We start from the raw sequence: 21,406 nt of genomic DNA on the forward strand, positions 1-21,406 counted from the left end.
CTATGACGGCATGTTTGCTATTTTCTGGACGAGCCAGTACCCCACAGGTACGACGGTGAGCACGAAATACCCCACAAGCACGAAGAAGTCGCGGTGGAGAATGTCGGTGCGCTCGTGGGAAAGGCGAAAGAAATAGTCCTCGTACTTCCCGCGGCGGTACACCAAGACATAATTGACCGCCCCGACCAGGAGCAACGAGGGCAGGGCCACTGCGTAGGCTTGCTGGTGGGACGTGAGCAAGACGTCCCCGAGGAGCAGCCCGCCGCCCGCTGGCTCGTCCGAGAAGGCTTCGGCGAGCAGTTGGATTTCGAGTACGTTGCACAGGAGCAGCAAGGGCGTCACCATCGCGGCTTGCCAATGCGCGTCGTGGGGGTACCATTGCTCATAAAATTTGGTGAGGCACAAGTTGATGAGCAAGAGTAACCGAAACAGCGGATTAGTCTGCATAGCGTGCCCCGAGGAGAGAGTAGATGAAAAACGACAAAAGAGGTCGCGAAACTAGCACCGCAAAAGGTGTCAGGATAAAGCTCCTTTTGGTGAAACACTGGCACCTGCCCGAAACCTGCTGTTAACAGGTCGCTGCAAAGCCGCGCAAGTTTAAGAAACCCCTCTACGAATCAAAGTTTAGCAAAGGTGCCGAGGCGATGAGTTTCGTAAACGCGGAGTCAGAGGCTTCCGTCAGGATGAGCAAACCGGCAGTTGGGAGTGGTAGACAAGTGCCAATATTCCCACTCTAGATTAATTATGCTGTCGTTCAACCAAGTGTAAGCCGTTGCCAGAACAGGATGCTAAACAGCGCCTGCTTACTTAAACGACAGCGGCACCACCAGCCGCACGCTCACGTTGCGCCCCTGGTTGAATACCCCGCTTCGGCCGTTGGCGGGGTTGAGGTCGGCGTATTTCAGGCGGCTCAGGTGGCTTTGGTAGCCCACGTCGAAGAGGTTATTGGCCGTGATGAACAGCGAGGCCAGGGTGCGGCCCCGTGCACTGGCGAAATCGGTGCCCACGCCCGCGTTGATAAGCGTGTAGCCCGGCGTAGCCGTTTCGGTATCAAATGCCGAGAAGAAGCGGTTTTGGGCAAACGTATGCTCCAGCTGCACCCGCACGTAGGGATTGGTGAGGCGCTTTCCCTGGCGGCGGAAATTGCCGCGTAGCTCCGATTGCAGTCGGTCGGCCGGAATAAAGGGTAGGTATTTCTCATTCTCGGGCCGGTCCAGCTGCGTGGCGCGCACCATGGAAAAAGAGTTTTCAAAGTGCAGCCAGTCGAGTGGGTGGGGGTGGAAGTCGAGGCTGAGCTCGCCGCCCATTAGCCGGGCCTTGCCCTGCTCGTAGCGAAACACGCCGTTGCCCTCGGGACTCAGCGAGTCGCCGGTGCCGACGGCGTTGAGCAGGCGGCGCGGAAAAATGTAGTTGTCGATGGTGTTGGTGAACGCATCGAGGCTTAGGCGCACGTGGTCGGTTACGTAGCTCACGCCGGCATCGAGTTGCCGGCTGGTTTCGGCCCGCAAGCCTGGCTGCCCGATTTCGTAGCGAATGGTGCCCTCGTGCTGGCCGTTGGAGCCGAGCTCGGCGATGTTCGGCGCCCGGAAACCACGCGAAATATTGGCTTTCACGGTCAGCCGCTCGTTCAGGTTGTAGGCCGCGCCCACGCTGCCGCTGTAATTGCCGAAGCTGCTGCGGAAGCCCGCAAACTTGGTTTCGGCATCGGGGTCGGTGCTGCTCGTAGGCTGCTCGTCGGCGTTCAAGAACAGCGCATCGGCCGTGATGCGGCGCCGGTCGTAGCGCAGGCCGCCGCTGATATCGAACGCGCCCACGGTTTTCTTGGCCACCCCAAACACGCCGGCTTCGCTGGTGCGATAGGCTGGAATCAGGAATTCAACGCCCAGGTTGCGGTTTTGCTGGTGCAGGCCACTGGTGCCCACCGTCAGGTTCCAGCCCTTGATTTCGGGCAGAAAGTAGCGCAGCGAGTAATCAACGGTGCGGAGCTGGAAGTAGAGCGACGTTTCCGCCGGGTCGAACACGTTGCCGTACTCGCGCCGCAGGTTCTGCTGGTAGTTGACGAGCAACGTGAGGCGCGCCCCGTTTTCGCCCAGAATAAAGTTGTTGTCGGTACCGATGCGCAGATGGTTGATTTGCTGCTGGGGCACGGCCAGCTCGTAGCCGCGCAGGTCCTCGTCGGTCACCGGCACGGCCCGGGTATCGGAGCCATCGGGAATGTCTTTCAGGAAGCGGCCAGTAACAGCGTCGCGGGCTCCTTCGGTAAGTCCCACGCGCTGATTGAAGCTGCTGAAGGTGAGGTGCGAGTAGCCCCAGCTTTTGTTCACGCCCACGTAGCCGTTGGCGTCCCACTCGTTGAAGCCCGAATTATAAACCCGGTCGTCGTAGCGGTTGCGGTAGTTGCCGGCCACCTTGCGGGTGCCGCGCGCCAACCAGTTCAGGCCGTTGAGGTTGCCGGCGTTCTGGAACGAGTAGCCTTGTTGGTTATTGTTGGTCTGGTAGTTAGCCGTGGCCACGCCCAGAATCCGGCCTTCGTCCACGGGGTCGGGGGCCACGAAGTTGATGACGCCGGCCATGGCATCGGACCCGTAAAGCAGCGAGCCTGGCCCTTTGATAATCTCGGCCCGGTCGATGCTGAACTCGTCAATTTCGACGCCGTGCTCGTCGCCCCACTGCTGGCCTTCCTGCTTGGCGCCGTTGTTCAACGTCACCACCCGGTTGAAGCCCAAGCCGCGCACCACGGGCTTGCTGATGGCCGCGCCGGTCGTAATCTGGCTCACGCCCGGCGTGTGGGCAATGGCGTCGACGATGTTGGAACCCAGCGTTTGGTTGAGGCGCGTGTGGTCGACCACCGAGGTGGGCACCGGCGAACGGCGCATTTCGGTGGCCTGCGATACGCCCGTTACCACCACCTGCCCAATTTCCGTGGCCGATGCCGTGAGTTTGGCTTCCAGTGGCTGGCCGTTGCCGGTATCCACCGTCTGGGTCACAGTGTTGTAGCCTAGGAAACGGATTTGCACCGTGAAGCGCCCGCGTGGCAGTTTGGCGAAGCTAAAGCTGCCGTCGGCGCCGGTGGCGGTGCCCCGTTTCAGGTCCACAAACACGACGTTGGCCCCGGGCAGCCCCTCGCCGGTCGCGGCATCCACCACGCGCCCGGCAAAAGGCGGCGCCACGGTGCGCGCCCGTGAAAGCGGCCGCGCCGCCTCGCCCGCGGCGGGCACGTCTTGCGCCGCGGCGGTGGAAACAGCACCGCACACCACAAACAGTTTGAATAATACAGAAAGAGTCATAAAAATTGAGTGTCGCCCAAAGAGCGATGAATTGAAAGGAAAGGGGAACGCGGCTGGCAAGCAGCACTTTGTTCTACCGATAAGCTCAGCTTGTTATATAGGCTGACCAGGAATTTTTTGGGGGAAGCAGCGCGGACTCCAAGCCCGGCACCGCCGCTGAATCGTTGCCCTACAGGGGGGGCTAAGCGCCGCGAAAATGGTTATCGCATCGCCACAGGCAGGGTTACTGCCACGTCGGGATTACTAGCTGTCGCTGATTTCGGGAGGATGCTAGGTCGTGATTTCCGTGCTCGAACAGACAGGAATAAGCAACGCCGAGGAACTACTGAGCAGAACCACTCAACGGCGGCACAGCCGCAAGTCCGCTGCCAAACGGCGGCGCAGTTAGGAAATCGAATGGCCGAAAATCAGGAAAATCGGGAGCTGCTAGGCGGCTGGCGGCCCTCGTGGCTGGGCCGGCTCCTGCGCTATCCAAGGCGCAGTGGCCACTGTGGGCACGGGCGCCGTGGCAAAGCACGGCCGGGCCACGGGCTGGGGTACCACCACTGGCGCATTCAACAAGAATGGCACGTCGTAGAAGTGCTCGGCGGCGCAGTGCTGGTGCTGGGCACTGACGATGGCCTTGCCCTTGTGCCGGAAGGCTGGGGCCTGGGCTGGCTCCTCCGTGGTGTGCGTGTGAGCGTGCAAATCCAATATCCACGCCTCGGGCAACATGGTGCGCGTGAGGCAGAGCAGCAGCAGCAGGGCGATATGGGAACGCAGGGCGGACACGGCTGCAAATATGTACGGAAAGAAATAAACGCAGGAGGCAGAATCATTTTTTTAAACTCTGCGGCTTGTTCGCAATCCAATTGAAGCTCGTTTTTCGTACCCCTTGCAGTACCTTCGCCCCAAGCGGCCCAGGCCGAGCTTTTTTGTGATAATTACGACCATTTCCGACCTCTCTGTGCAGCACGACGAAGCCTTGGGCTTGTTGCGCGTTGAGTGGGCTTCGGGGCAAGACATGCGCACGTTCCGGGCCAGTGCCGAGCAACTTTTGCAGCTGGCCAAACAGCTGGAAGTAAGTTCTATGCTGCTGGACATGAACTCGTTCCCGGATATTTCGGTGTACGACCAAGTGTGGCTGGGTACAAATTGGATGCCCGGGCTGGTGAAGCTGCCGCTCGAGCGGCTGGTACTGGCCATCAACCGCCGCCGGGTGCACAACCAGCTGGCCATCGATTCGCTCATCGCCCTGTCGCGGCCGTTTATCAAGTTCGATATCCAGTTTTTTTTGACGGCCATTCCGGGTTTGCACTGGTTGTGCGATTATTCGGTGCGGCTGCCGGTGCTATTGGCCGAATGGAACGCTGTGCATGGCACGGGCCCGTCAGCAGCGGCCGACTACCTCTCCGAACTGCCGGGCTTGTACCGCCCGCTTAAGTAGCCCCGCGCTGTCAATCTGACAGCCATTCTTGCCTTGGAACGCCCTTTGAATGCCGCTCACGCAGCGGCCCGACGCCCTGCGTCCGGCCATTCCGTCCGCATTCAACCGTTTCCCTATTTTATTTCCATGCAAGAAACCGGCTCCATCTCCATCCACACCGAGAACATCTTCCCTATTATCAAGAAGTTCTTGTATTCCGACCACGAGATTTTCCTGCGGGAATTGGTCTCGAACGCCGTCGACGCCACCCAAAAGCTGAAGAGCCTGGCCCAGTTGGGCGAGTTCAAGGGCGAACTGGGCGAGTTGAAAGTGCGCGTGACCGTGGACAAAGAGGCTCGCAAAATCACGATTTCCGACCACGGCCTGGGCATGACGGCCGAGGAAATCAAGAAGTACATCAACCAGATTGCCTTCAGCGGCGCCACCGAGTTTGTGGAGCAGTACAAGGACAAGGATGCCGCCACCAAAGACCAGATTATCGGTCAGTTTGGTCTGGGCTTCTACTCGGCGTTCATGGTGGCCAAGGAGGTTGAAATCTTCTCGCAGAGCTACCGGGAAGGCACCGAAGCCGCCCACTGGATTTGCGACGGCAGCACCTCGTTCACCTTGGAAACAACCGAGAAGGCCGAGCGCGGCACCGACGTGGTGCTGAACATCGCCGAAGATTCGGACGAGTTTTTGGAGCCTGCCCGCCTGCGCACCATTCTCACCAAGTACTGCAAGTTCCTGCCCATTCCGATTGAGTTCGAGGGCGAGGTTATCAATCAGACGACCCCAATTTGGACCAAGCAGCCGGCCGAGCTGACCGACGAGGACTACAAGAAATTCTACCAGGAGCTCTACCCCATGAGCATGGACGAGCCCCTGTTCTGGATTCACCTGAACGTGGACTACCCGTTCAACCTGACCGGTATTCTGTACTTCCCGAAGGTGAAGGACGAGCTGCAATTCTCGCGCAACAAAATTCAACTCTACTCGCGTCAGGTCTTTATCACCGACGAGGTGAAGGACGTGGTGCCCGAATTCCTAATGCTGCTGCACGGCGTCATCGACTCGCCGGACATCCCGCTGAACGTGTCGCGCAGCTTCCTGCAGGCCGACGCGGCGGTGCGCAAAATCAACACCTATATCACCAAGAAAGTAGCCGATAAGCTGAGCAGCTTGTTCAAGCAGGACCGGCCCGGCTACGAGGAGAAATGGGGCGATATCGGCATGTTTGTGAAGTACGGCATGCTCTCGGATGAGAAATTCTACGAGAAAGCCAAGGACTTCGTGCTGCTGAAAAACGTGGATAACAAGCTGTTCACGCTTACCGAATACACCGAGCACATCCAGGCCAACCAGCAGGACAAGGACGGCAATACCGTGGTGCTCTACACCAACGACGCCGAGCACCAGCACGGCTTCGTGGCCGCCGCCCAGGAGCGCGGCTACGACGTGCTGAACTTCGACCACATCCTCGACCCGCACTTTGTGGGCCAGCTAGAGCAGAAACTCGAGAAAACCAGCTTCAAGCGCGTCGATGCCGACACCCTGAGCAAACTCATCGAGAAGGACCACACCACCGAAAGCGTGTTGAGCGAAGACGAGCAAACTAAGCTTGCCGACGTTTACAAAACGGCCATTGCCAACGAAGCTATGCACGTGAAAGTGGCCGCTCTTTCGCCCCAGGATGCGCCCGTGGTCATCACCCAAAACGAATTCATGCGCCGCATGAAGGACATGCAGCGCACCGGCGGCGGCGGGGGCATGCAGATGTTCGGCGCCTTCCCCGAGTCGTACGACGTGACCGTGAACGCCAACCACCCCCTCACCCAAAAGGTGCTGGCCGATGGCAACGGCGAGAAGCTGGCCAAGCAAGCCTTCGACCTCGCGCTGCTGGCTCAGGGGATGCTGAAAGGCGAGGCCCTGACGGCCTTCGTGAAGCGCAGTACGGAGCTGCTGTAATGTATCGTGGACTCTGCGAGTCCGCGCAGGTTATGAACGCCAAAAGCGGCGCGAAGCACATGCTTCGCGCCGCTTTTGTTATTGGAACATTCTGCCGCCCATGTACGGATTCGCAGAGTCCAGGCTACTTCACATTCCGCGCCACCACAAACATCCGGTCGCCAAACCGGCCGGTCAGCTTGTTCAGATAATACGTGGGGTACTGGCCAGCCAGCTTGCTCACCTTTTCCACCACGCTGCCGCCTAGGCGAATGTTCTTGGGCGGTTTCACGGGGTTCAATAGTTCCACCACTTCGAAGCCCTGCTTCTTCAGCATTTTGGTGATGGTAGCGGGAGTGAATTCGAAGAGGTGATAGGGCGGAATGTCCATCTTGCGCTCCTTGCCCAGCACGCCGTAAGCGGCAAAGCCCAGGCGCACGGTGGGCAGGTTGAGCGTGGCCGGCAGGGCCAGCACCAGCAGCCCGCCCGGCTCCAGAATGCGGTGGAACTTGGCCAGTGTGGCCGCCGGGGAAAGCAGGTGCTCGAGCACGTCGCCCATGTAGGCAAGGTCGAACTGGTTTTCGTGGAAGTCCTCGGTGGTTTCGATGTTTCCCGTTACTACGGGCAGGTGCAGTTCGCGGCGGGCAAAGTCGGCGGCGTGCTCGGATATTTCCAGACCGTGGGCTTCCCAGCCCAGGTTTTCCAGGCTTTTGAGGGTGTAGCCGGGGCCGCAGCCCACGTCGAGGTACCGAAACTTTCGGCCCGGGTACTTGGCCAGAATGTAGTTGGTGAACTTGTCGGGCCGGACCTGGTTTAGAGCACTCTGCTTCTGGCCTTCTTCGATGAAAACGATGTCCTGCTGGGTGCGGTCGTAGTTGGGCCGCTCCGTGAAATAGTCTTTGCCGTACAGCCGTTCCAGCTGCGCGGGAGTAGGCTGGGGGTTGAGGAACATTAGGTCGCAGCTGCGGCACTGGGTGCCTTGCAGCCTTTGGCCTTCAAATTCGTAGTAAAAAGGCAGCTTCTTAAAGTCGGTGCTGCCGCACAAGTCACAGATACGCATGGCGCAAAGGTAGAGACGCATATTTGCGTCCCGGCGTCCGGAGCGGCTGGTTTCAAGAGGAAACGTACCCATTTACTGTTCAACGACAAGACGCAAGTATGCGTCTCTACATCATATGCTCGACGTTCTCATCATCGGAGCCGGCCCCGTGGGCCTGGCCTGCGCCCTCGAAACCCAGCGGCGCGGCCTGAAAGTGGCCATCGTGGAAAAAGGGGCCTTGGTTAATTCTCTGGTGGGGTACCCCACCAATATGGAGTTTTTCTCCACGCCCGAACTGCTCGAAATAGGCGGCTATCCCTTTCCCACCAGCCACTACAAGCCCCTGCGCGAAGATGCTCTTGACTACTACCAGCGCGTGGCCCGCGACGAAAAGCTGACCCTGCGCCTCTACGAAAGAGTGCTGAAGCTGGAAGGTGAGCAAGGCAACTTCACCGTCACGACTGACAAAGGCGAAATTCGAACCCGCAACGTCGTCGTGGCTACCGGATTCTACGACTTGCCCAACCCGCTTAACGTGCCCGGCGAGGACTTGCCCCACGTCAGTCATTATTACAAAGAGCCCTACCAGCACGTGGCGCAACACGTCGTGGTGGTCGGCGCCAAAAATTCTTCTGCTAAAGCCGCCTTGCAGCTCACCCGGGCCGGCGCCACGGTCACGCTCATTGTGCGCGGCCCCGCCATCAGCGACTCCGTGAAGTATTGGATTCGCCCTGACCTCGTCAACCGCATTGCCGAAGGCCGCATTACGGCGCACTTCAATACCTGCATCACCGCCATTCACCCCGAAGCGGTCGATGTTCTCACGCCCGATGGCCCGCTTACCATCCCCACCAATTTTGTGTACGCCCTCACCGGCTACCACCCCGACGAGGCCCTGCTCGGCCGCCTCGGCGTCGAGCCCGACCCGGCCGACGAAGCCCGCGCCCCGCTCTTTGACCCCGCCACTCACGAAACCACCCGGCCCGGCCTGTTTGTGGCCGGTACCGTGTGCGGCGGCCGCGCCACCAGCCGGTGGTTCATCGAGAATGGGCGGCACCACGCGCAGCTCATCGCGGCGCATCTATCCGCGCAAGCCTTCGCTTGAGGGTAAAACAAAAGGCCTCCGTAGTCAGGAGGCCTTTTGGGTTGAGATTTCTGGGTAGGCGGCGGTTTTCTTAGATTGCCGCGTACGTGGTAGTGGCCGTCGAAACGATGGTGAAGCCAGATACCGTTTGGGTCGTGGTTGTTTTCACCTTCAGGGCAGTGGCGGTGAGCTGCAATACTTCGGCCACAACGGTGTGCTGTAGCGTTCCCGTGGGCTGCGAGGGGTCAACGGTGGTCAGCTCGGTTTCCGCCGCATTGAACGACCAAGTCCCGGTCTTGGACTGCGGTGCGGTGGTCGAGCATTTGGTAGCGCCTTCGTCCATCACCACGGATTTATCAACGTTGAACTTGCCAAAGTTGTCTTTCTGGCAGGCGGGCAACGAAGCATAGCCGTTAATAGTAGTGGTTTGGCCACCGAAGGTGGTCGTGCCCACAATGGCGGTAATGCGCCACTTGGGTGTCGTCAGCAGAGCGGTTTTCGCTGAAACAGCGGGTTTGTCGGGGGTGGGGTCACCGTCTTTGCCGCAAGCCGCGGCAACCAAAGCCAAGGATAAGATGAGTAGATGAGTAAAGCGTTTATTCATGAAAAGAGAAAAATGAGAACATAATAGAAGCACTAAAACTAAGGCTCCACATTGGCTAAACCGGTATTTATCTGAAAATTAATTTATAAGCTCAACCGTATCTATCCAGAGCGGAAAACGGCAAAGCCCAGAAAAGAAAAAGGCTGCCCTGGTGGAGCAGCCTTTTTCTTTTCCGGTTTTTCAGAAGAGCTTAGCGCGCCGTGTACGTCAACTCGGCGGCAACGCCGGCGCCCCCATAATTGGGGTCGCTTAGCACCAACGAGGTGGCATTCAAGGTGGTGATGGTGCCTTCCTCAACGTCGCCAGCGGGGTCGGTGATTTTCAGTTTAGTTTCGTTAGTGGTGAACTCCCAGGTGCCGGTTGCGGTCTGCGGTTCGGTTTGGTCACATTTGAGAGCACCTTGGTCGTACGTGGCAGACTTGTTCGTGTTGAACTTGATAAAATCGTCTTTGTCACAATCGTCGAGGAAAGCATAAAAGCTTTGTCCACCCAGCTTGACGTCCGTCAAGCGCCAGCTTTTGGCCGTCAGCAAGTCGGTTTTGGTAAGGGATGGAGTGGCTTCGCTGTCTTTTTTGCAGCTTACTGTCAGGACTGCCATTGCGGCAAGCAGGACATAAGTAGAGAGGCTTTTCATTGCGGGAAAGTATAGAATCCCAAAGCACCATGCTTCGGCATAAGCAAATCTACCTATTCAGTCACGGAATAAGCTAGCCGTGAGGCTCTGTTTTTTAAGCAATTTCCCCAAAGACCCGCTTTAAAAGCAAACAAGCGCCTTCCTGCTACAGGAAGGCGCTTGTTTGTAACCGGTGGGTATTAGAATTACTGCGGGAATTTCACGCCGCGGTAAGCGGTAACGTCCACGCCGGGCACGGCGGCGCCGTACGTAGCGTTGATGGCCTTAATCATCTCGTTGGCGATAACGGCGTAGCCCCGGGGCGTGGGGTGCACGCCGTCGAGCGAGAAGAGGTTGCCCGATACAAAGGCGGCGGTATTGCTCACGCCGTTCACCACCAAGCCATTGCGGGCCAGGCCGTTGAAGAACGTGTTGGCATCAAAAATAGCAAGGCCTTTGCTACGGCCTACCTCCGTGATAATGGCATTCAACTCGGTGGTACGAGCCTGCACGGCTGCTATCTCACCAGCATCCAGCACAAAACGGCTGGGCAGGGCGTTAGCAGGAGCGGCGGCGGCTAAACCAGCCGCCTGCGCCGGTGCCAGACCGGTGATGGAGATGCCCAAACCCCGGGGGAAAGGATTAGCCGTGGTCGAGGGCGTATTGATAACGGAGCTGGCCGTCAGCAGCAGCAAGTCGGCAGCCGTGGCTTCGCGCACTACTGTGCTGGGGCCAGTGGGTGTGGTAACAGTGGTTTCGATGAACAGGCCAAAGCGAATGGTGGCGGCTTGCTCCGGCGTCAGGGACAGGGCGGCCGTGAGCTGGCCGGCGATGGCAGCCGGCACGGGGGCGCTGCGCACCTGGCCAATCACGCTGGCCGTGGGCACGGTGGTGAACAGCGGCACGTTGGCCACGTTCGGGATGGTGGCCACCAGGCCTTTGGCACCTCCGGTGGTCAGTACGTTTACGATTTCGGTGTATTTCGTCCGGAAATCAGCGGGGTCTGAGAGAGGCGCCGCCGTACCGCCGGAGCTGGCGTAGCCGAGCACGTCGTTGTTGCCCAGCCAGTTAGTGAAGAAGGTGGGCTTGATGGTGGCCACCCGCTCCTGCACGTACTGGGTGTACGAGCGAGCGTCGCTGGCGGGCAGCAGGCGCTCAAAGAAGGGGTTGAAGCCCAAGGGGTTGTTAAACCCGTAGCCGTTGGTGGCAATGTCGGCGACGCGGATGCCGGGGACGCCGAGGTTTTGGTTGTCGGTACCGGTGTAGCGCACCAGCAGCGGGGTGCTGGCGTCGGCTCCCAGGCCCACTACGCCGTTGGGCGCCACCTGGCCCAGCACGGGAGTTGCACCGTTAAAACCGGTAATGGTTAGATAACCGCTGCCGTTGGCGTTGGCCTCGGGAAACAGGGGCTGCGCGAAAGCGCCACCGCCTACTTTCTGAAACTGCTGGGCCAGAATGGCCGGATACGAATTCAGCTGTCCTTCGCGGTACACGCCGTTGTCGCTGTAGCCCGCCGTGAGCGAGTTGCCGACGGCGATGTAACGGCTGAAATCAGCCTGGCCGGCACTAGACTTCGGGTCGTCATTCAGGTCGGGCTGGCACCCGCCAAGCGCAAGGCCTAATAGCGCGATAAAAGGCGCGGAACGTTTGAAAATAAGGTTCATACGAACAAAATACTAGCGGAGTGAGACTTAGAAATTGTAACGCAACCCGATGCCCGGAATGCTGATGTTGGTGCGGTAAGTGCCGGCCACGCGGTCGGTCGTGCCGTTGTCGAGCAGCTGGGCTTCGGTCTGCGTCCGCTTCAGGATGGCCTGGAACATGAAGGACGCATCCACGCCGAAGTTCTCGGTGATGTTGTAGCCCACACCGGCAGTGCCGATAACCCGGTCATTATCCGGGGTTTCGGGCGTCACGTAGCCGTCTTTCACCGGCGAAGTATCGTAGGCGCCGCCCAAGCGCAGGGCCAGCTTGTCGGTCACTTTGTACTGGCCGCCCAAGCGGAAGGTCAGCCCGTCCTGGTACGAGCGTTTCGACTCGGAGAAAGTGCCGGTGCCCACCTGCGCAGGCGCCCCGTCTTTCGAGAAGTCGAAGCGCAACGAGCGGTACTCGCTCCACTGCGTGAAGTTCACGTCGAGGCCCACGGTGAGCTTCTCGTTGGGCGTGATGCCGAGGCCGATGTTGACAGTGGCCGGCAGGGGCAGGGTGGCGTCAAACTTGTCGCCCACGAATCGCGACTGCAGCGCGGGGGTAATGCCCGATACGGTCACGTTGCCGCCTTCCACTTTGGCGTCAATCTTCGAGCGGTAGCTCAGGCCCACGCTGAGCTTGTCGGAGGGCTTGAAGTAAATGCCGGCGTTTACGCCAAAACCAGTTTTGGTTTTGCCGTCCAGCTCAATCTTGCCTTCGGCCGAAGGCAACGCAATGGAGCGCTGTAGGTTCACTGAGCCGGACGACAGTATCATCAGGCCGGCGCCCACGCTCAGCTGGTCGGTGATGGCGTAGCTCACCGTGGGCTGAATGTACACGGCGCGCAGGGTGATTTCGTTGAGGGCAAAGCGGCCTTCCCATCCCTGCTCGTACTTCAGCGAGGAGCCGTAAGGGGTGTACACCGAGATGCCGGCGCGAAACTTGCTGTCTTTGGGGCCGAAGCTGGCGTATACGTTGAAGGGTGTTACGGTGCTGTTTTGCAACTGGCGCTGCTCGCCGCCGGAAATGGGTCGGAAGGCCACCCGGGCAAACGTAGCACTCATGCCTACTTGCACGCCATTCTGACGCAGCATGGCCATGGCCCCGGGGTTCATGAACTGCGCGGCTTGTTCCATGGAGAGGCCGACGCCTACTCCGCCCATGCCGATGCTTTGCTGGCTGGGTAGGTAGACCTGAAAGCCGCCCGCGTTAGCGCTCGACGCGCCTACCAGGACTGCTCCGCCCGCAAGGAGTAGTGTTTTTACCGTCATATTAATACAGAAAATTTAGGGTGGTTGGGATGTAGGGTTAAAAGTAACGGAAAATTTCAAGTCAAGTGTTCGGCAAGCCGAATAATTTATCCCTTTACAATCGTTTGTTACCCACTTAGTCATCCGTGGCGCAAGCCCGTACCTTTACGCTCATGATTCTTCGCGCCGACCACCTCGTTAAAAAGTACAAAGCCCGCACCGTTGTCAACGACATGTCGGTAACCGTGGAGCAGGGCGAAATCGTGGGCTTGCTCGGGCCCAACGGCGCCGGCAAAACCACCTGCTTCTACATGATGGTGGGCATGGTGAAGCCCAACGCCGGTCGCATTTTTCTCGATGACACCGAAATTACGACCATGCCCATCTACCAGCGGGCGCGGCTGGGCGTGGGCTATTTGGCGCAGGAAGCCAGCGTGTTCCGCGACTTGAGCGTGGAGGAAAACATCATGGCGGTGCTCGAAATGACGAGCATGAAAAAAGATGCTCGCCGCGACAAAGTGGAGGAGATGCTGGAAGAGTTCAGCCTGACGCACGTGCGCAAAAACCTGGGCAAGGTGCTGAGCGGCGGCGAGCGGCGGCGCACCGAAATTGCCCGCGCCCTGGCCGTTGACCCCAAGTTTGTGCTGCTGGACGAGCCATTTGCCGGTGTCGACCCCATTGCCACCGAAGAAATCCAGGGCATCGTTTCCAAGCTCAAAGACCGCAACATTGGCGTGCTTATTACCGACCACGACGTCAATTCCACCCTCAGCATCGTGGACCGCGCCTACCTGCTGTTTGAAGGCAAGCTGCTCAAGGCCGGCACCGCCGAGGAGTTGGCCAGCGACGAAACCGTACGCCGCGTGTACCTGGGCAAAAATTTCGAGCTCAAGCGCACCGTGCCGCGATAGCGGGAAGAAGCAAAATGGAAGCGGGCCAGCCTAACCGTATTCAGTGCCCGTTTCAACTCATTCGGCCGGGTGATTTTTACGGCTGTCCTTTTCGTTTTTAATTCCCGATTTCCGTCCGTTGATGCTTGACCAGCTCCTTGCCACCGCCGTTCAATGGGGCAGCATGCCCCGGCTGGCCCGCCTGCGCCAGCAGCCGCTTGAAGTGCAGGCCAAACTGCTGGGCCAGCTGCTGGGGCGGGCGCAAGGCACCGAATGGGGCCAGCGCTACGGATTCAAAGAGCGCCTGACGCCGGCCGAATTTGCCCGGCGCGTGCCCGTCAGCACCTACGAGCAGCTGTATCCGGAAATAGAAAAAGTGCTGCGCGGCCAGCCCGATGTGCTCTGGCCGGGCCGGCCGCAGTGGTTTGCCAAATCGAGCGGCACCACCAACGACCGTAGCAAGTACATCCCCGTCACGGCCGAAGCCCTGCAGCACTGCCACTACCGCGCCGGGCGCGATATGCTGGCCCTGGCCACGCACTTTTACCCGCAGGAGCGGCTCGTGACCGGCAAAACCCTGTCCTTGGGCGGTGCCCATTCGGCCAATCCGTTTCGGCCTCAGGAGCCCGCTTCCCGCACCGGCGACGTGTCGGCCGTTATCATGCAGCAGCTGCCGTGGTGGGCCGAGCAAATGCGTACCCCGCCGCTGGCGCTGGCTTTACTGGAGGAATGGGAAGAAAAGATTGAGCGCATTGCCGCCCACGTGCTCACCCAGGACGTGCGCGTGCTGGCCGGCGTGCCCACCTGGATGGTTGTGCTGCTACGCCGCGTGGTGGCACTGGCCGGGGCGCCCGACATCACCCATGTGTGGCCGCACCTGCGGCTGTTTCTGCACGGCGCGGTGGCGTTTGGGCCCTACCGCGAGTTGTTTCGCCAGCTCATTCCCGATGCGCGCATGCGCTACCTCGAGATTTACAGCGCTTCCGAAGGCTACTTTGCCCTGCAGGACCAGCCCGACAGCGAAGACCTGTTGCTACTGCTCGACCACGGCATTTATTACGAATTCCTACCCGCTGACCAGTGGGCCAGCCCCGCCCCGCAGCCCGTGCCGCTGGCCGCCGTGGAGCTGCACCGGCCCTACGCCCTGGTCATCAGCACCAACGCCGGCCTGTGGCGCTACCTCGTGGGCGATACCGTGCGCTTTACGTCCCTCGCACCGTACCGTGTGCGCATCACCGGGCGCACTAAGCACTTTCTCAATGCCTTTGGCGAGGAAGTGGTTATCGAGAACGCCGAAGCGGCCGTCGTTGCGGCCAGCCAAGCCATTGGCTTGACCGTGCGCGATTTCACGGCGGCCCCCATCTGGTTTGCGGCAGACAGTTCGTCGCGAGGCGGGCACGAGTGGGTCATCGAATTCGCCACCGAAGCCGCCTGCCCCAATCTGACCACGTTCGGGGCCGTGCTCGACGCCACGCTGTGCGCCGTGAATTCTGACTACGCCGCCAAGCGGCACCGCAACCTGGTCCTGGCCCCGCCCCGACTGCACGCCGTGCCGGCGGGCACGTTCGAGTCGTGGCTGGCCGGCAAAGGGAAGCTGGGTGGCCAGCACAAAGTGCCGCGTCTACTCAATTCGCGCGAGGTACTGGAAGCGGTGCTGGCCACTGCCGAAAGGAGAAGGAATAACGAATCTTAACCGTCTCCTCTCAAGCGTGCTACTGTACCAATTGGATGAAACCGGTAGCCAATTCCGAAATATAGCGGCCTAGTGAAAAAGGAACGTCTTTATTTAGAGAATAGTTAGTAATATTACGCTAACATTCCCGCCCTATGTCTTACAGCTCTGTTGCTTCAGAGGCCAAAAAATCGGCCTATCAGCGTCCGTATAAGTCTCGCCGTCAGCGCCGTGAGGCCGACCGACGTAAGCACGACGAGGTCAAAGACCACAAGTTTTTAATTCGCGTGGCCATTGCCATCGGCCTTGTCATTGCCGTAGCGGTAACGTTTGTGATTACCGGGCTATCCGAAACGAGCAGTGAATCAGCTTATAACAGCGCCAATAGGTAGCCTTCGCTCTTAGCCCGGTTACTCGTCCAATACGCCACCGAGTAGGCCGCCGAGGACGCCGCCACTTTCTTTTTGGGCATTGCCGCCGCCCGGGGCCAGGGCCCGGATGAGCTTTTTGACGGGCATGGACTGTATCCACACGCGGCCCGTGCCCCGGAGGGTGGCCAAGAGCAAGCCTTCGCCGCCGAAAATCATGGATTTCAAGCCGCCGGCGCGGGCCACGCTGAAATCAATGCCGGGCTCGAACGCCACCACGCAGCCGGTGTCGACACGCAGCAACTCGTTGTTCAGTTTCTTCTCGATGATGGTGCCGCCGGCGTGCACAAAGGCCTTGCCATCGCCGGTGAGCTTTTGCAGGATGAAGCCCTCGCCACCGAAGAGGCCCGCCCCAAATTTCTGGTTGAAGTGCAGGCTGATTTTGGTGCCCCGCGCCGCTGCCAAAAAGCCGTCTTTTTGCACAATAAGCCCGTTGGGCATGTCGCGGAGGTCGATGGGAATGATGGTGCCGGGGTAGGGGGCCGAAAACGCCACCCGGCTTTTGCCGTAGCCGCCGCGGTGCGTGAAGTGGGTTATGAAGAGCGACTCGCCGGTAATCAGTCGCGTGCCGGCCGAGAACAGCTTGCCCATCAGGCCTTGGTCGGGCTCGGAGCCGTCGCCCATCTTGGTTTCGAACGCAATGCCTTCCTCCATGTACACCATGGCGCCGGCCTCGGCAATGACGGTTTCGTTGGGGTCGAGTTCAATTTCCAGTACTTGAATATCGGACCCCAGAATACGGTAGTCAACGTCGTGGGAAAGCATAGCGGAATGGGAAAGGTGATTGGTGCCGCCAAAGGTAAAAAAGTTGCCGTATTCCGCGAGGTGTTCGCTATATACCGAAAACTACCTGTTCTGTACAATATTTTGACGGAGTTGCGTTGCGTGGATAGTTTTCAACTAAATTTATAGTTGTACTAACACGAGTTGCTGCTATGCCCTACCGAACCCTGATTCTGTTGAGTTTTTGCATTGCGGACCTGCTGTGTGGAGCCTGCGTCGGTCCCCGCTCAGCCGCCACTCACCGCAGACCCTTGGGCTTCTGGCAGCCCAACCGCACCGACCGCCACGGCTTGGCCAAGGGGCGTTGGCGCACGTATTACGACGACGCCAAAAAGGAGCCGTTCACGACCGGCCGGTACCGGCACGGCCGGCCGGTGGGCAGCTTCAACTACTATTCGCCCACGGGAGTTCTGGACCACACCGAACGCTACGGCGCGGACGGCGTTTGCGAAGTGACTTATTGGTATCCCAACGGAAAAACGGCCCGCCAAGGCCATGCGCAATGGGTGACGGGCAGCGGCAAAACTCCCCGTTTCTACTGGTTTGGGCCGTGGACTAGCTACGCCGAGGACGGCCAAAAAACAGCCATTCAAACCTACACCGATGGCACCCTCACCCGGGCCGAAACCTACGAAAACGGCCAACTCGCCGAAGTAGAAACCTACGTGGGCAACAGCCGCACCCGCACCGAAACCTACCGGGCGGGCCAGTTGTTCAAGGTGGAAACCTTCGAAAATGGCCGGCGCACAAGCATTACCAACACACTGTAGCGCGCCGCGGCTTATTCGGCGGGGGGCAGGTCGGCACGGGTTTCGGCAGCGGCCGCGTCGGGGTCGAGCGGGGCTTTTTTGCGTTTGGCCTCGCGGCTGGTGCGCTTCATAAAGTCCTCGTCGGTTTCTTCGGGCTCGGGCGAGTGCTCGGCGTCGGCAATGGGAAATGCCTCGTCCTCGGTTTCGTCGGGGCCCGGCTTTTCGCCAAACTGGCCGGCGCGGTCCACTAGCTTTTTATCGCGCACGTGGCGCCCCAGAAACTGGTTGATTTCTTCGATGCTGTAGTTGGAAGTGATTTCCCCCAAGGGGTTTACGCCGATTTCAAAGCCCTCCAGTTCTTTGTGCACGCGCGCTTTCTTGTCCGGGTCTTGGGCTTTTGACTTGGGCTTGACGGGTTTCTTGGCCATAATGGAATCGGTTAATTCGGGGAGCAGTTCGAGGCTTTACGCGAATTAGGGCCGAGAGGTGGTGTTGGAGCAGGCCCCAGGCAAGAAAAAAGGCTGACTATTGGCCAGCCTTTTTTCACCATAATCTACGGATTGGCCTCGCGTTAGCCCAGCGCAGTCACCGCCGTTCGCAGGCGAGTGGCCACCTCTTCCGTGCCCAGAATTACCAAGGTTTCAAACAAATCCGGCCCCGCGCCGGCGCCGGTCACGGCTACGCGCAAAGCCTGCAGCACCTGGCCGGTTTTCAGGCCCTGCGCTTCCATGGTTTGGGTGAAAAGGCCCTTCAAGCCTTCGGCCGTGGGCTCGGCGGCGCTGGGCAGCGCGTCGGCGTAGGCCACCAGCGCGGCTGCTACCTGCGGGTTCCACTTCTTGCTGATAACCTGCTCGTCGTAGCTGTCCGGCGCCTGGAAAAAGTACTTCGCCTCCTGCCAGAAGTCCTTGGGGAAACTCACCCGCTCCTTCATCACGCCCACAATTTGCTCGGCCTTTTCCTGCGAACAGGCAATGCCGTGCTCGGTTAGCGCGGCAAGTAGGTAGGGCGCCAGCTCGGCGTTGGATTTGGCGCGGAGGTAGTGCTCGTTGTACCACTTCACCTTGTTCTGGTCGAAGCGGGCCGGGGATTTGCTCACCCGCTCGATGCTGAAGGCGGCAATCAGCTCGTCCATCGAGAAGATTTCCTGCTGCGAGCCGGGATTCCAGCCCAGGAAGGCCAGGAAGTTGATGAAAGCTTCGGGCAGGTAGCCGTCTTCGCGGTAGCCGCGGCTCACGGTTGGTTCGCCGGTTTCGCCGTCGAGGCCGTGCCACTCCAGCGGGAACACCGGGAAGCCGAGCTTGTCGCCGTCGCGCTTGCTGAGCTTGCCGGTGCCGTCGGGCTTGAGCAGCAGGGGCAAGTGGGCAAACTGGGGCATGGTGCTTTCCCAGCCCAGGTAGCGGTAGAGCAGCACGTGCAGCGGCGCTGAGGGCAACCATTCCTCGCCCCGAATCACGTGCGAGATTTCCATCAGATGGTCGTCCACGATATTGGCCAAGTGGTAGGTCGGCATGCCGTCCGACTTCATGAGCACCTTGTCGTCGATGGCCGAGGAGTGCACCACCACCCAGCCGCGAATGAGGTCCTGGAAGCGCACTTCCTCTTTGCGCGGCACCTTGAGGCGAATAACATACGGCGCGCCGCCGTCGAGCAACTGCTTCACCTCGTCTTCGGGCAGGGTGAGGGAGTTGCGCATTTGGGCGCGGGTGATGCTGTTGTACTGCGGGTTGGGCACCTTGGCGGCCTGCAGGCGGGCGCGCATAGTGTCCAGCTCCTCGGGGGTATCGAAGGCGTAGTAGGCGTGGCCGCTGGCAATGAGCTGGTCGGCGTACTGCTTGTACATGGGCTTGCGCTCGCTCTGGCGGTAGGGCGCGTGCGGGCCGCCGGGACCCACGCCTTCGTCAATCACGATGCCGCACCAGGCCAGGGCTTCCAGAATGTAGTTCTCGGCGCCCGGCACGAAGCGGTTCTGGTCGGTGTCTTCGATGCGGAGCAGCATCTTGCCGCCCAGCTTGCGGGCCAGCAGGTAGTTATACAAGGCCGTGCGGACCCCGCCAATGTGCAGCGGGCCGGTGGGCGACGGTGCAAAGCGCACCCGAACTTCTCTCTCAGTCATATCGCAAAAAAAGCGCGTCCCGTAGGCCGGAACGCGCCGCAAAGGTAAGGCCAGTCCTCAGTAGTAAGAAGCTCCGGTACCGGCAGCCGTTCGCACAGCTTTGGCTGAGCAATCCGAAGCGGATTAGACAATTCTTTATTCGCCCCACGGGTAAAGGTCGGGCGGAACGTTGGCCTGCGGGTGCGTGGCCAACGGATGCAGGGCTTGGGTCCGGTCCAGAAACAAAAAGGCGTCGTAGCGCTCGGGAATAAGCGACGGTACGTAGTTGCCAAACTGCTCGCGCTCTGGATGGTAGACCACGCCAATGGCGCGGTGCCCCAGCAGCGTACTTAGTTGGTCGTCTTCCTTCAGCTCCTCGGATAGCAGCAACGCATTGGGCCCGCCCAACTGTTGATGCAGCCGGTCTTCCCAAGAATTGCGAAGGGCGGGCGGCACCACCATGGTTTCGAACGGCGCGCCCCATTCCCGCCCCGCAACGACGCGGCCCTGGTAGGAGCCAACCCCCACGCTGAATACTTCCTCGCGCCCCAGGTGCTCGCGAGCCAGCTGCCCGATGTTCACCATCTCGGCGCGGCGCATGGCGGTGTAGCGGGCGTCGCCAATGTGGGTGTTGTGGGCCCAAACAATGGCTTTGCTATCGGACCCGTGCAGGTCGAGCAAGCTGGCCAGGGTTTCCATCATGTGCTCGTCGCGCACGTTCCAGGAGGCACTGCCCCCGCGTAGCATGGCTTTGTAGTACCGCTCGGCATTCACGGCCACTAGGGCATTCTGCTCGGCTCCGAAGGCCAGTTCCCGTTCGGGCAAATTGGTGGGCGCGTGCTGTTGCACTTGGCGGCGCAGCGCCTGCAACACGGCGGTGACTTCGTCCTGGCAGTCTTCCGACACGAAGGCAACGGCGCGGGCGTACTCCTGCGGGTCGGCGCTGTAGGGCTCGAAGCAGTGGAATGCGCGCCGGGCGGCGGCCACGGCCGCGTCGCCCTGCTGCTCCACGTAGCGCAGCACGGCCTGCAACGAATCCCATAGGCTGTACACGTCGAGCCCGTAGAAACCGATGCGTTTGCCGGTGGGCTGGTGGCTGTTGTGGCGGTGCAGCCACTCCACGAAAGCCGCAATTTCCCAGTTGCCCCACATCCAAGTGGGCCAGCGGTTGAAGGTTTGGAGCAGTTGTGCCGCCGAGCCGTAAGTAATTTCCGGTTGCTTGATGGCAGCGTTCACCGCAAAGCAATCGGGCCAGTCGCCTTCCACGGCGATGAACTGAAAGCCTTTCTCCCGAATCAGACGTTTGCTGAGTGCTGTGCGCCAAGTGTAGTATTCGTGGGTGCCGTGCGAGGCCTCGCCAAGCAACACCACGCGGGCTTCGCCAATGGCGTCCAGCAAGGGGCTCAGGTCAGCCGCCGTGCGCAATGGGTAGGTAGGAATCAGGGACGCCATGGCCGGGGAATGAAGGGGGAAGCCCCCGTGCTCAAATAAAATTCCCCGCTGGTCGTTGGCAGGGCTTGATATGCCTACGGCCTTGTCTGATAATTTGTTAAGGTTGAGTAAACCCTTCTCGCAAGGCTAATGAGGTGCCAGAAATGCCAAAAACGGCGAAGCCGCCCGTTGCCATAGCAACGGGCGGCTTCGCCGTTTCTCATTTAATCCCGGTTTTTGAAACCCAGCCAGAGAACGAGCCCCAGCAGCGTGATGCCACCTCGTATGAGCCAGGCCACGGTGGGCCCCCAGTTGTCAATCCAAGTCAGAAAAACGGATTTAATGTTTGGGTTAATGAAGGGCAGCACCAGCGAGATGAGCCCAATGATGAGCAATCCGAGTCCAAGTTCTTTCATGCGTTGCGAGGAATAGGTGAAGAGATG

At 59.8% G+C, this 21,406-nt stretch carries 20 protein-coding genes and 1 pseudogene; 7 read left to right on the plus strand and 14 right to left on the minus strand.

Annotated features, from left to right (window positions below):
• The 3 genes from I2I05_RS00990 to I2I05_RS01000 form a co-directional block, all read right to left on the minus strand.
• Nucleotides 1-447 carry a hypothetical protein gene (locus tag I2I05_RS00990; protein ID WP_196280345.1) on the minus strand — a complete coding sequence of 149 codons (447 nt, stop codon included), beginning with the start codon at nt 445-447 and terminating at the stop codon, nt 1-3.
• 356 nt (nt 448-803) lie between these two features.
• A complete protein-coding gene (locus I2I05_RS00995) occupies nt 804-3,287 on the minus strand; it encodes a TonB-dependent receptor (protein ID WP_196280346.1) in 2,484 nt (827 codons plus the stop codon).
• A 426-nt stretch (nt 3,288-3,713) separates the two neighbouring features.
• Nucleotides 3,714-4,058 carry a hypothetical protein gene (locus I2I05_RS01000; RefSeq protein ID WP_196280347.1) on the minus strand — a complete coding sequence of 115 codons (345 nt, stop codon included), beginning with the start codon at nt 4,056-4,058 and terminating at the stop codon, nt 3,714-3,716.
• 145 nt (nt 4,059-4,203) lie between these two features.
• On the opposite strand from I2I05_RS01000, the gene I2I05_RS01005 reads away from it, so the two are divergent.
• Together I2I05_RS01005 and htpG are read left to right on the plus strand one after the other, a co-directional pair.
• Nucleotides 4,204-4,713, plus strand: coding sequence for a hypothetical protein (locus I2I05_RS01005; protein ID WP_196280348.1), 510 nt, complete (start codon nt 4,204-4,206; stop codon nt 4,711-4,713).
• 126 nt (nt 4,714-4,839) lie between these two features.
• A complete protein-coding gene (gene htpG, locus I2I05_RS01010; protein WP_196280349.1) occupies nt 4,840-6,660 on the plus strand; it encodes a molecular chaperone HtpG in 1,821 nt (606 codons plus the stop codon).
• Nucleotides 6,661-6,784: 124 nt separating this feature from the next.
• Here the strand turns inward: htpG and I2I05_RS01015 are convergent, their stop codons facing one another.
• Nucleotides 6,785-7,699, minus strand: coding sequence for a class I SAM-dependent methyltransferase (locus I2I05_RS01015; RefSeq protein WP_196280350.1), 915 nt, complete (start codon nt 7,697-7,699; stop codon nt 6,785-6,787).
• A 115-nt stretch (nt 7,700-7,814) separates the two neighbouring features.
• On the opposite strand from I2I05_RS01015, the gene I2I05_RS01020 reads away from it, so the two are divergent.
• Nucleotides 7,815-8,783 carry a YpdA family putative bacillithiol disulfide reductase gene (locus I2I05_RS01020; RefSeq protein ID WP_196280351.1) on the plus strand — a complete coding sequence of 323 codons (969 nt, stop codon included), beginning with the start codon at nt 7,815-7,817 and terminating at the stop codon, nt 8,781-8,783.
• Nucleotides 8,784-8,853: 70 nt separating this feature from the next.
• Here I2I05_RS01020 and I2I05_RS01025 read toward each other — a convergent pair whose 3' ends face one another.
• The 4 genes from I2I05_RS01025 to I2I05_RS01040 all read right to left on the minus strand — a co-directional run bounded on the left by I2I05_RS01025 (nt 8,854) and on the right by I2I05_RS01040 (nt 12,939).
• The gene (locus tag I2I05_RS01025) at nt 8,854-9,366 is read right to left on the minus strand and encodes a hypothetical protein (RefSeq protein WP_196280352.1); all 513 of its coding nucleotides are present in this window, start codon (nt 9,364-9,366) and stop codon (nt 8,854-8,856) included.
• 190 nt (nt 9,367-9,556) lie between these two features.
• Nucleotides 9,557-10,000, minus strand: a complete 444-nt coding sequence (locus I2I05_RS01030; protein WP_196280353.1) for a lipocalin-like domain-containing protein — start codon at nt 9,998-10,000, stop codon at nt 9,557-9,559.
• 185 nt (nt 10,001-10,185) lie between these two features.
• On the minus strand, nt 10,186-11,643 hold the full coding sequence (locus I2I05_RS01035) for an SGNH/GDSL hydrolase family protein (RefSeq protein ID WP_196280354.1): 1,458 nt from the start codon (nt 11,641-11,643) through the stop codon (nt 10,186-10,188).
• Nucleotides 11,644-11,670: 27 nt separating this feature from the next.
• Entirely contained in the window at nt 11,671-12,939 is a 1,269-nt protein-coding gene (locus I2I05_RS01040) for an OmpP1/FadL family transporter (protein WP_196280355.1), read from the minus strand.
• Between the two features lie 152 nt (nt 12,940-13,091).
• Here I2I05_RS01040 and lptB point away from each other — a divergent pair, with 152 nt between their 5' ends.
• The 3 genes from lptB to I2I05_RS01055 all read left to right on the plus strand — a co-directional run bounded on the left by lptB (nt 13,092) and on the right by I2I05_RS01055 (nt 15,872).
• A complete protein-coding gene (gene lptB, locus I2I05_RS01045) occupies nt 13,092-13,829 on the plus strand; it encodes an LPS export ABC transporter ATP-binding protein (RefSeq protein WP_196280356.1) in 738 nt (245 codons plus the stop codon).
• A gap of 121 nt (nt 13,830-13,950) precedes the next feature.
• Nucleotides 13,951-15,501, plus strand: a complete 1,551-nt coding sequence (locus tag I2I05_RS01050) for a GH3 auxin-responsive promoter family protein (protein WP_230688069.1) — start codon at nt 13,951-13,953, stop codon at nt 15,499-15,501.
• Nucleotides 15,502-15,635: 134 nt separating this feature from the next.
• Nucleotides 15,636-15,872: a hypothetical protein gene (locus I2I05_RS01055; RefSeq protein ID WP_196280357.1), complete on the plus strand. Its 237-nt coding sequence runs from the start codon at nt 15,636-15,638 to the stop codon at nt 15,870-15,872.
• An 18-nt stretch (nt 15,873-15,890) separates the two neighbouring features.
• Here the strand turns inward: I2I05_RS01055 and I2I05_RS01060 are convergent, their stop codons facing one another.
• Entirely contained in the window at nt 15,891-16,673 is a 783-nt protein-coding gene (locus tag I2I05_RS01060) for a TIGR00266 family protein (protein WP_196280358.1), read from the minus strand.
• 170 nt (nt 16,674-16,843) lie between these two features.
• Here I2I05_RS01060 and I2I05_RS01065 point away from each other — a divergent pair, with 170 nt between their 5' ends.
• A complete protein-coding gene (locus I2I05_RS01065; protein ID WP_196280359.1) occupies nt 16,844-17,461 on the plus strand; it encodes a toxin-antitoxin system YwqK family antitoxin in 618 nt (205 codons plus the stop codon).
• 11 nt (nt 17,462-17,472) lie between these two features.
• Here I2I05_RS01065 and I2I05_RS01070 read toward each other — a convergent pair whose 3' ends face one another.
• From I2I05_RS01070 to I2I05_RS01085, 5 genes and pseudogenes are all read right to left on the minus strand, one after another.
• On the minus strand, nt 17,473-17,868 hold the full coding sequence (locus I2I05_RS01070) for a hypothetical protein (protein WP_196280360.1): 396 nt from the start codon (nt 17,866-17,868) through the stop codon (nt 17,473-17,475).
• 143 nt (nt 17,869-18,011) lie between these two features.
• Complete coding sequence (locus tag I2I05_RS22420) at nt 18,012-18,371, minus strand: hypothetical protein (RefSeq protein WP_394368721.1); 360 nt, start codon at nt 18,369-18,371, stop codon at nt 18,012-18,014.
• A 180-nt stretch (nt 18,372-18,551) separates the two neighbouring features.
• Nucleotides 18,552-19,553 (minus strand): annotated as a pseudogene (gltX, locus tag I2I05_RS22425) (glutamate--tRNA ligase); the annotation flags it as partial.
• A 135-nt stretch (nt 19,554-19,688) separates the two neighbouring features.
• Nucleotides 19,689-20,984, minus strand: a complete 1,296-nt coding sequence (locus I2I05_RS01080; RefSeq protein WP_196280362.1) for an erythromycin esterase family protein — start codon at nt 20,982-20,984, stop codon at nt 19,689-19,691.
• Between the two features lie 203 nt (nt 20,985-21,187).
• Nucleotides 21,188-21,379 (minus strand): hypothetical protein, encoded by a 192-nt coding sequence (locus tag I2I05_RS01085; RefSeq protein ID WP_196280363.1) that lies wholly within the window; start codon nt 21,377-21,379, stop codon nt 21,188-21,190.
• Nucleotides 21,380-21,406: the final 27 nt, after the last annotated feature.

Source organism: Hymenobacter jeongseonensis (assembly GCF_015694725.1).
Taxonomy (GTDB): domain Bacteria; phylum Bacteroidota; class Bacteroidia; order Cytophagales; family Hymenobacteraceae; genus Hymenobacter; species Hymenobacter jeongseonensis.

Bases quoted from the DNA above. Each gene is read 5' to 3' on its own strand.
- I2I05_RS00990 (WP_196280345.1), bottom strand. From the start codon at position 447: ATGCAGACTAATCCGCTGTTTCGGTTACTCTTGCTCATCAACTTGTGC.
- I2I05_RS00995 (WP_196280346.1), bottom strand. From the start codon at position 3,287: ATGACTCTTTCTGTATTATTCAAACTGTTTGTGGTGTGCGGTGCTGTT.
- htpG (WP_196280349.1), top strand. From the start codon at position 4,840: ATGCAAGAAACCGGCTCCATCTCCATCCACACCGAGAACATCTTCCCT.
- I2I05_RS01015 (WP_196280350.1), bottom strand. From the start codon at position 7,699: ATGCGTATCTGTGACTTGTGCGGCAGCACCGACTTTAAGAAGCTGCCT.
- I2I05_RS01020 (WP_196280351.1), top strand. From the start codon at position 7,815: ATGCTCGACGTTCTCATCATCGGAGCCGGCCCCGTGGGCCTGGCCTGC.
- I2I05_RS01025 (WP_196280352.1), bottom strand. From the start codon at position 9,366: ATGAATAAACGCTTTACTCATCTACTCATCTTATCCTTGGCTTTGGTT.
- I2I05_RS01030 (WP_196280353.1), bottom strand. From the start codon at position 10,000: ATGAAAAGCCTCTCTACTTATGTCCTGCTTGCCGCAATGGCAGTCCTG.
- I2I05_RS01035 (WP_196280354.1), bottom strand. From the start codon at position 11,643: ATGAACCTTATTTTCAAACGTTCCGCGCCTTTTATCGCGCTATTAGGC.
- I2I05_RS01040 (WP_196280355.1), bottom strand. From the start codon at position 12,939: ATGACGGTAAAAACACTACTCCTTGCGGGCGGAGCAGTCCTGGTAGGC.
- lptB (WP_196280356.1), top strand. From the start codon at position 13,092: ATGATTCTTCGCGCCGACCACCTCGTTAAAAAGTACAAAGCCCGCACC.
- I2I05_RS01050 (WP_230688069.1), top strand. From the start codon at position 13,951: ATGCTTGACCAGCTCCTTGCCACCGCCGTTCAATGGGGCAGCATGCCC.
- I2I05_RS01055 (WP_196280357.1), top strand. From the start codon at position 15,636: ATGTCTTACAGCTCTGTTGCTTCAGAGGCCAAAAAATCGGCCTATCAG.
- I2I05_RS01060 (WP_196280358.1), bottom strand. From the start codon at position 16,673: ATGCTTTCCCACGACGTTGACTACCGTATTCTGGGGTCCGATATTCAA.
- I2I05_RS01065 (WP_196280359.1), top strand. From the start codon at position 16,844: ATGCCCTACCGAACCCTGATTCTGTTGAGTTTTTGCATTGCGGACCTG.
- I2I05_RS01070 (WP_196280360.1), bottom strand. From the start codon at position 17,868: ATGGCCAAGAAACCCGTCAAGCCCAAGTCAAAAGCCCAAGACCCGGAC.
- I2I05_RS22420 (WP_394368721.1), bottom strand. From the start codon at position 18,371: ATGAAGGAGCGGGTGAGTTTCCCCAAGGACTTCTGGCAGGAGGCGAAG.
- I2I05_RS01080 (WP_196280362.1), bottom strand. From the start codon at position 20,984: ATGGCGTCCCTGATTCCTACCTACCCATTGCGCACGGCGGCTGACCTG.
- I2I05_RS01085 (WP_196280363.1), bottom strand. From the start codon at position 21,379: ATGAAAGAACTTGGACTCGGATTGCTCATCATTGGGCTCATCTCGCTG.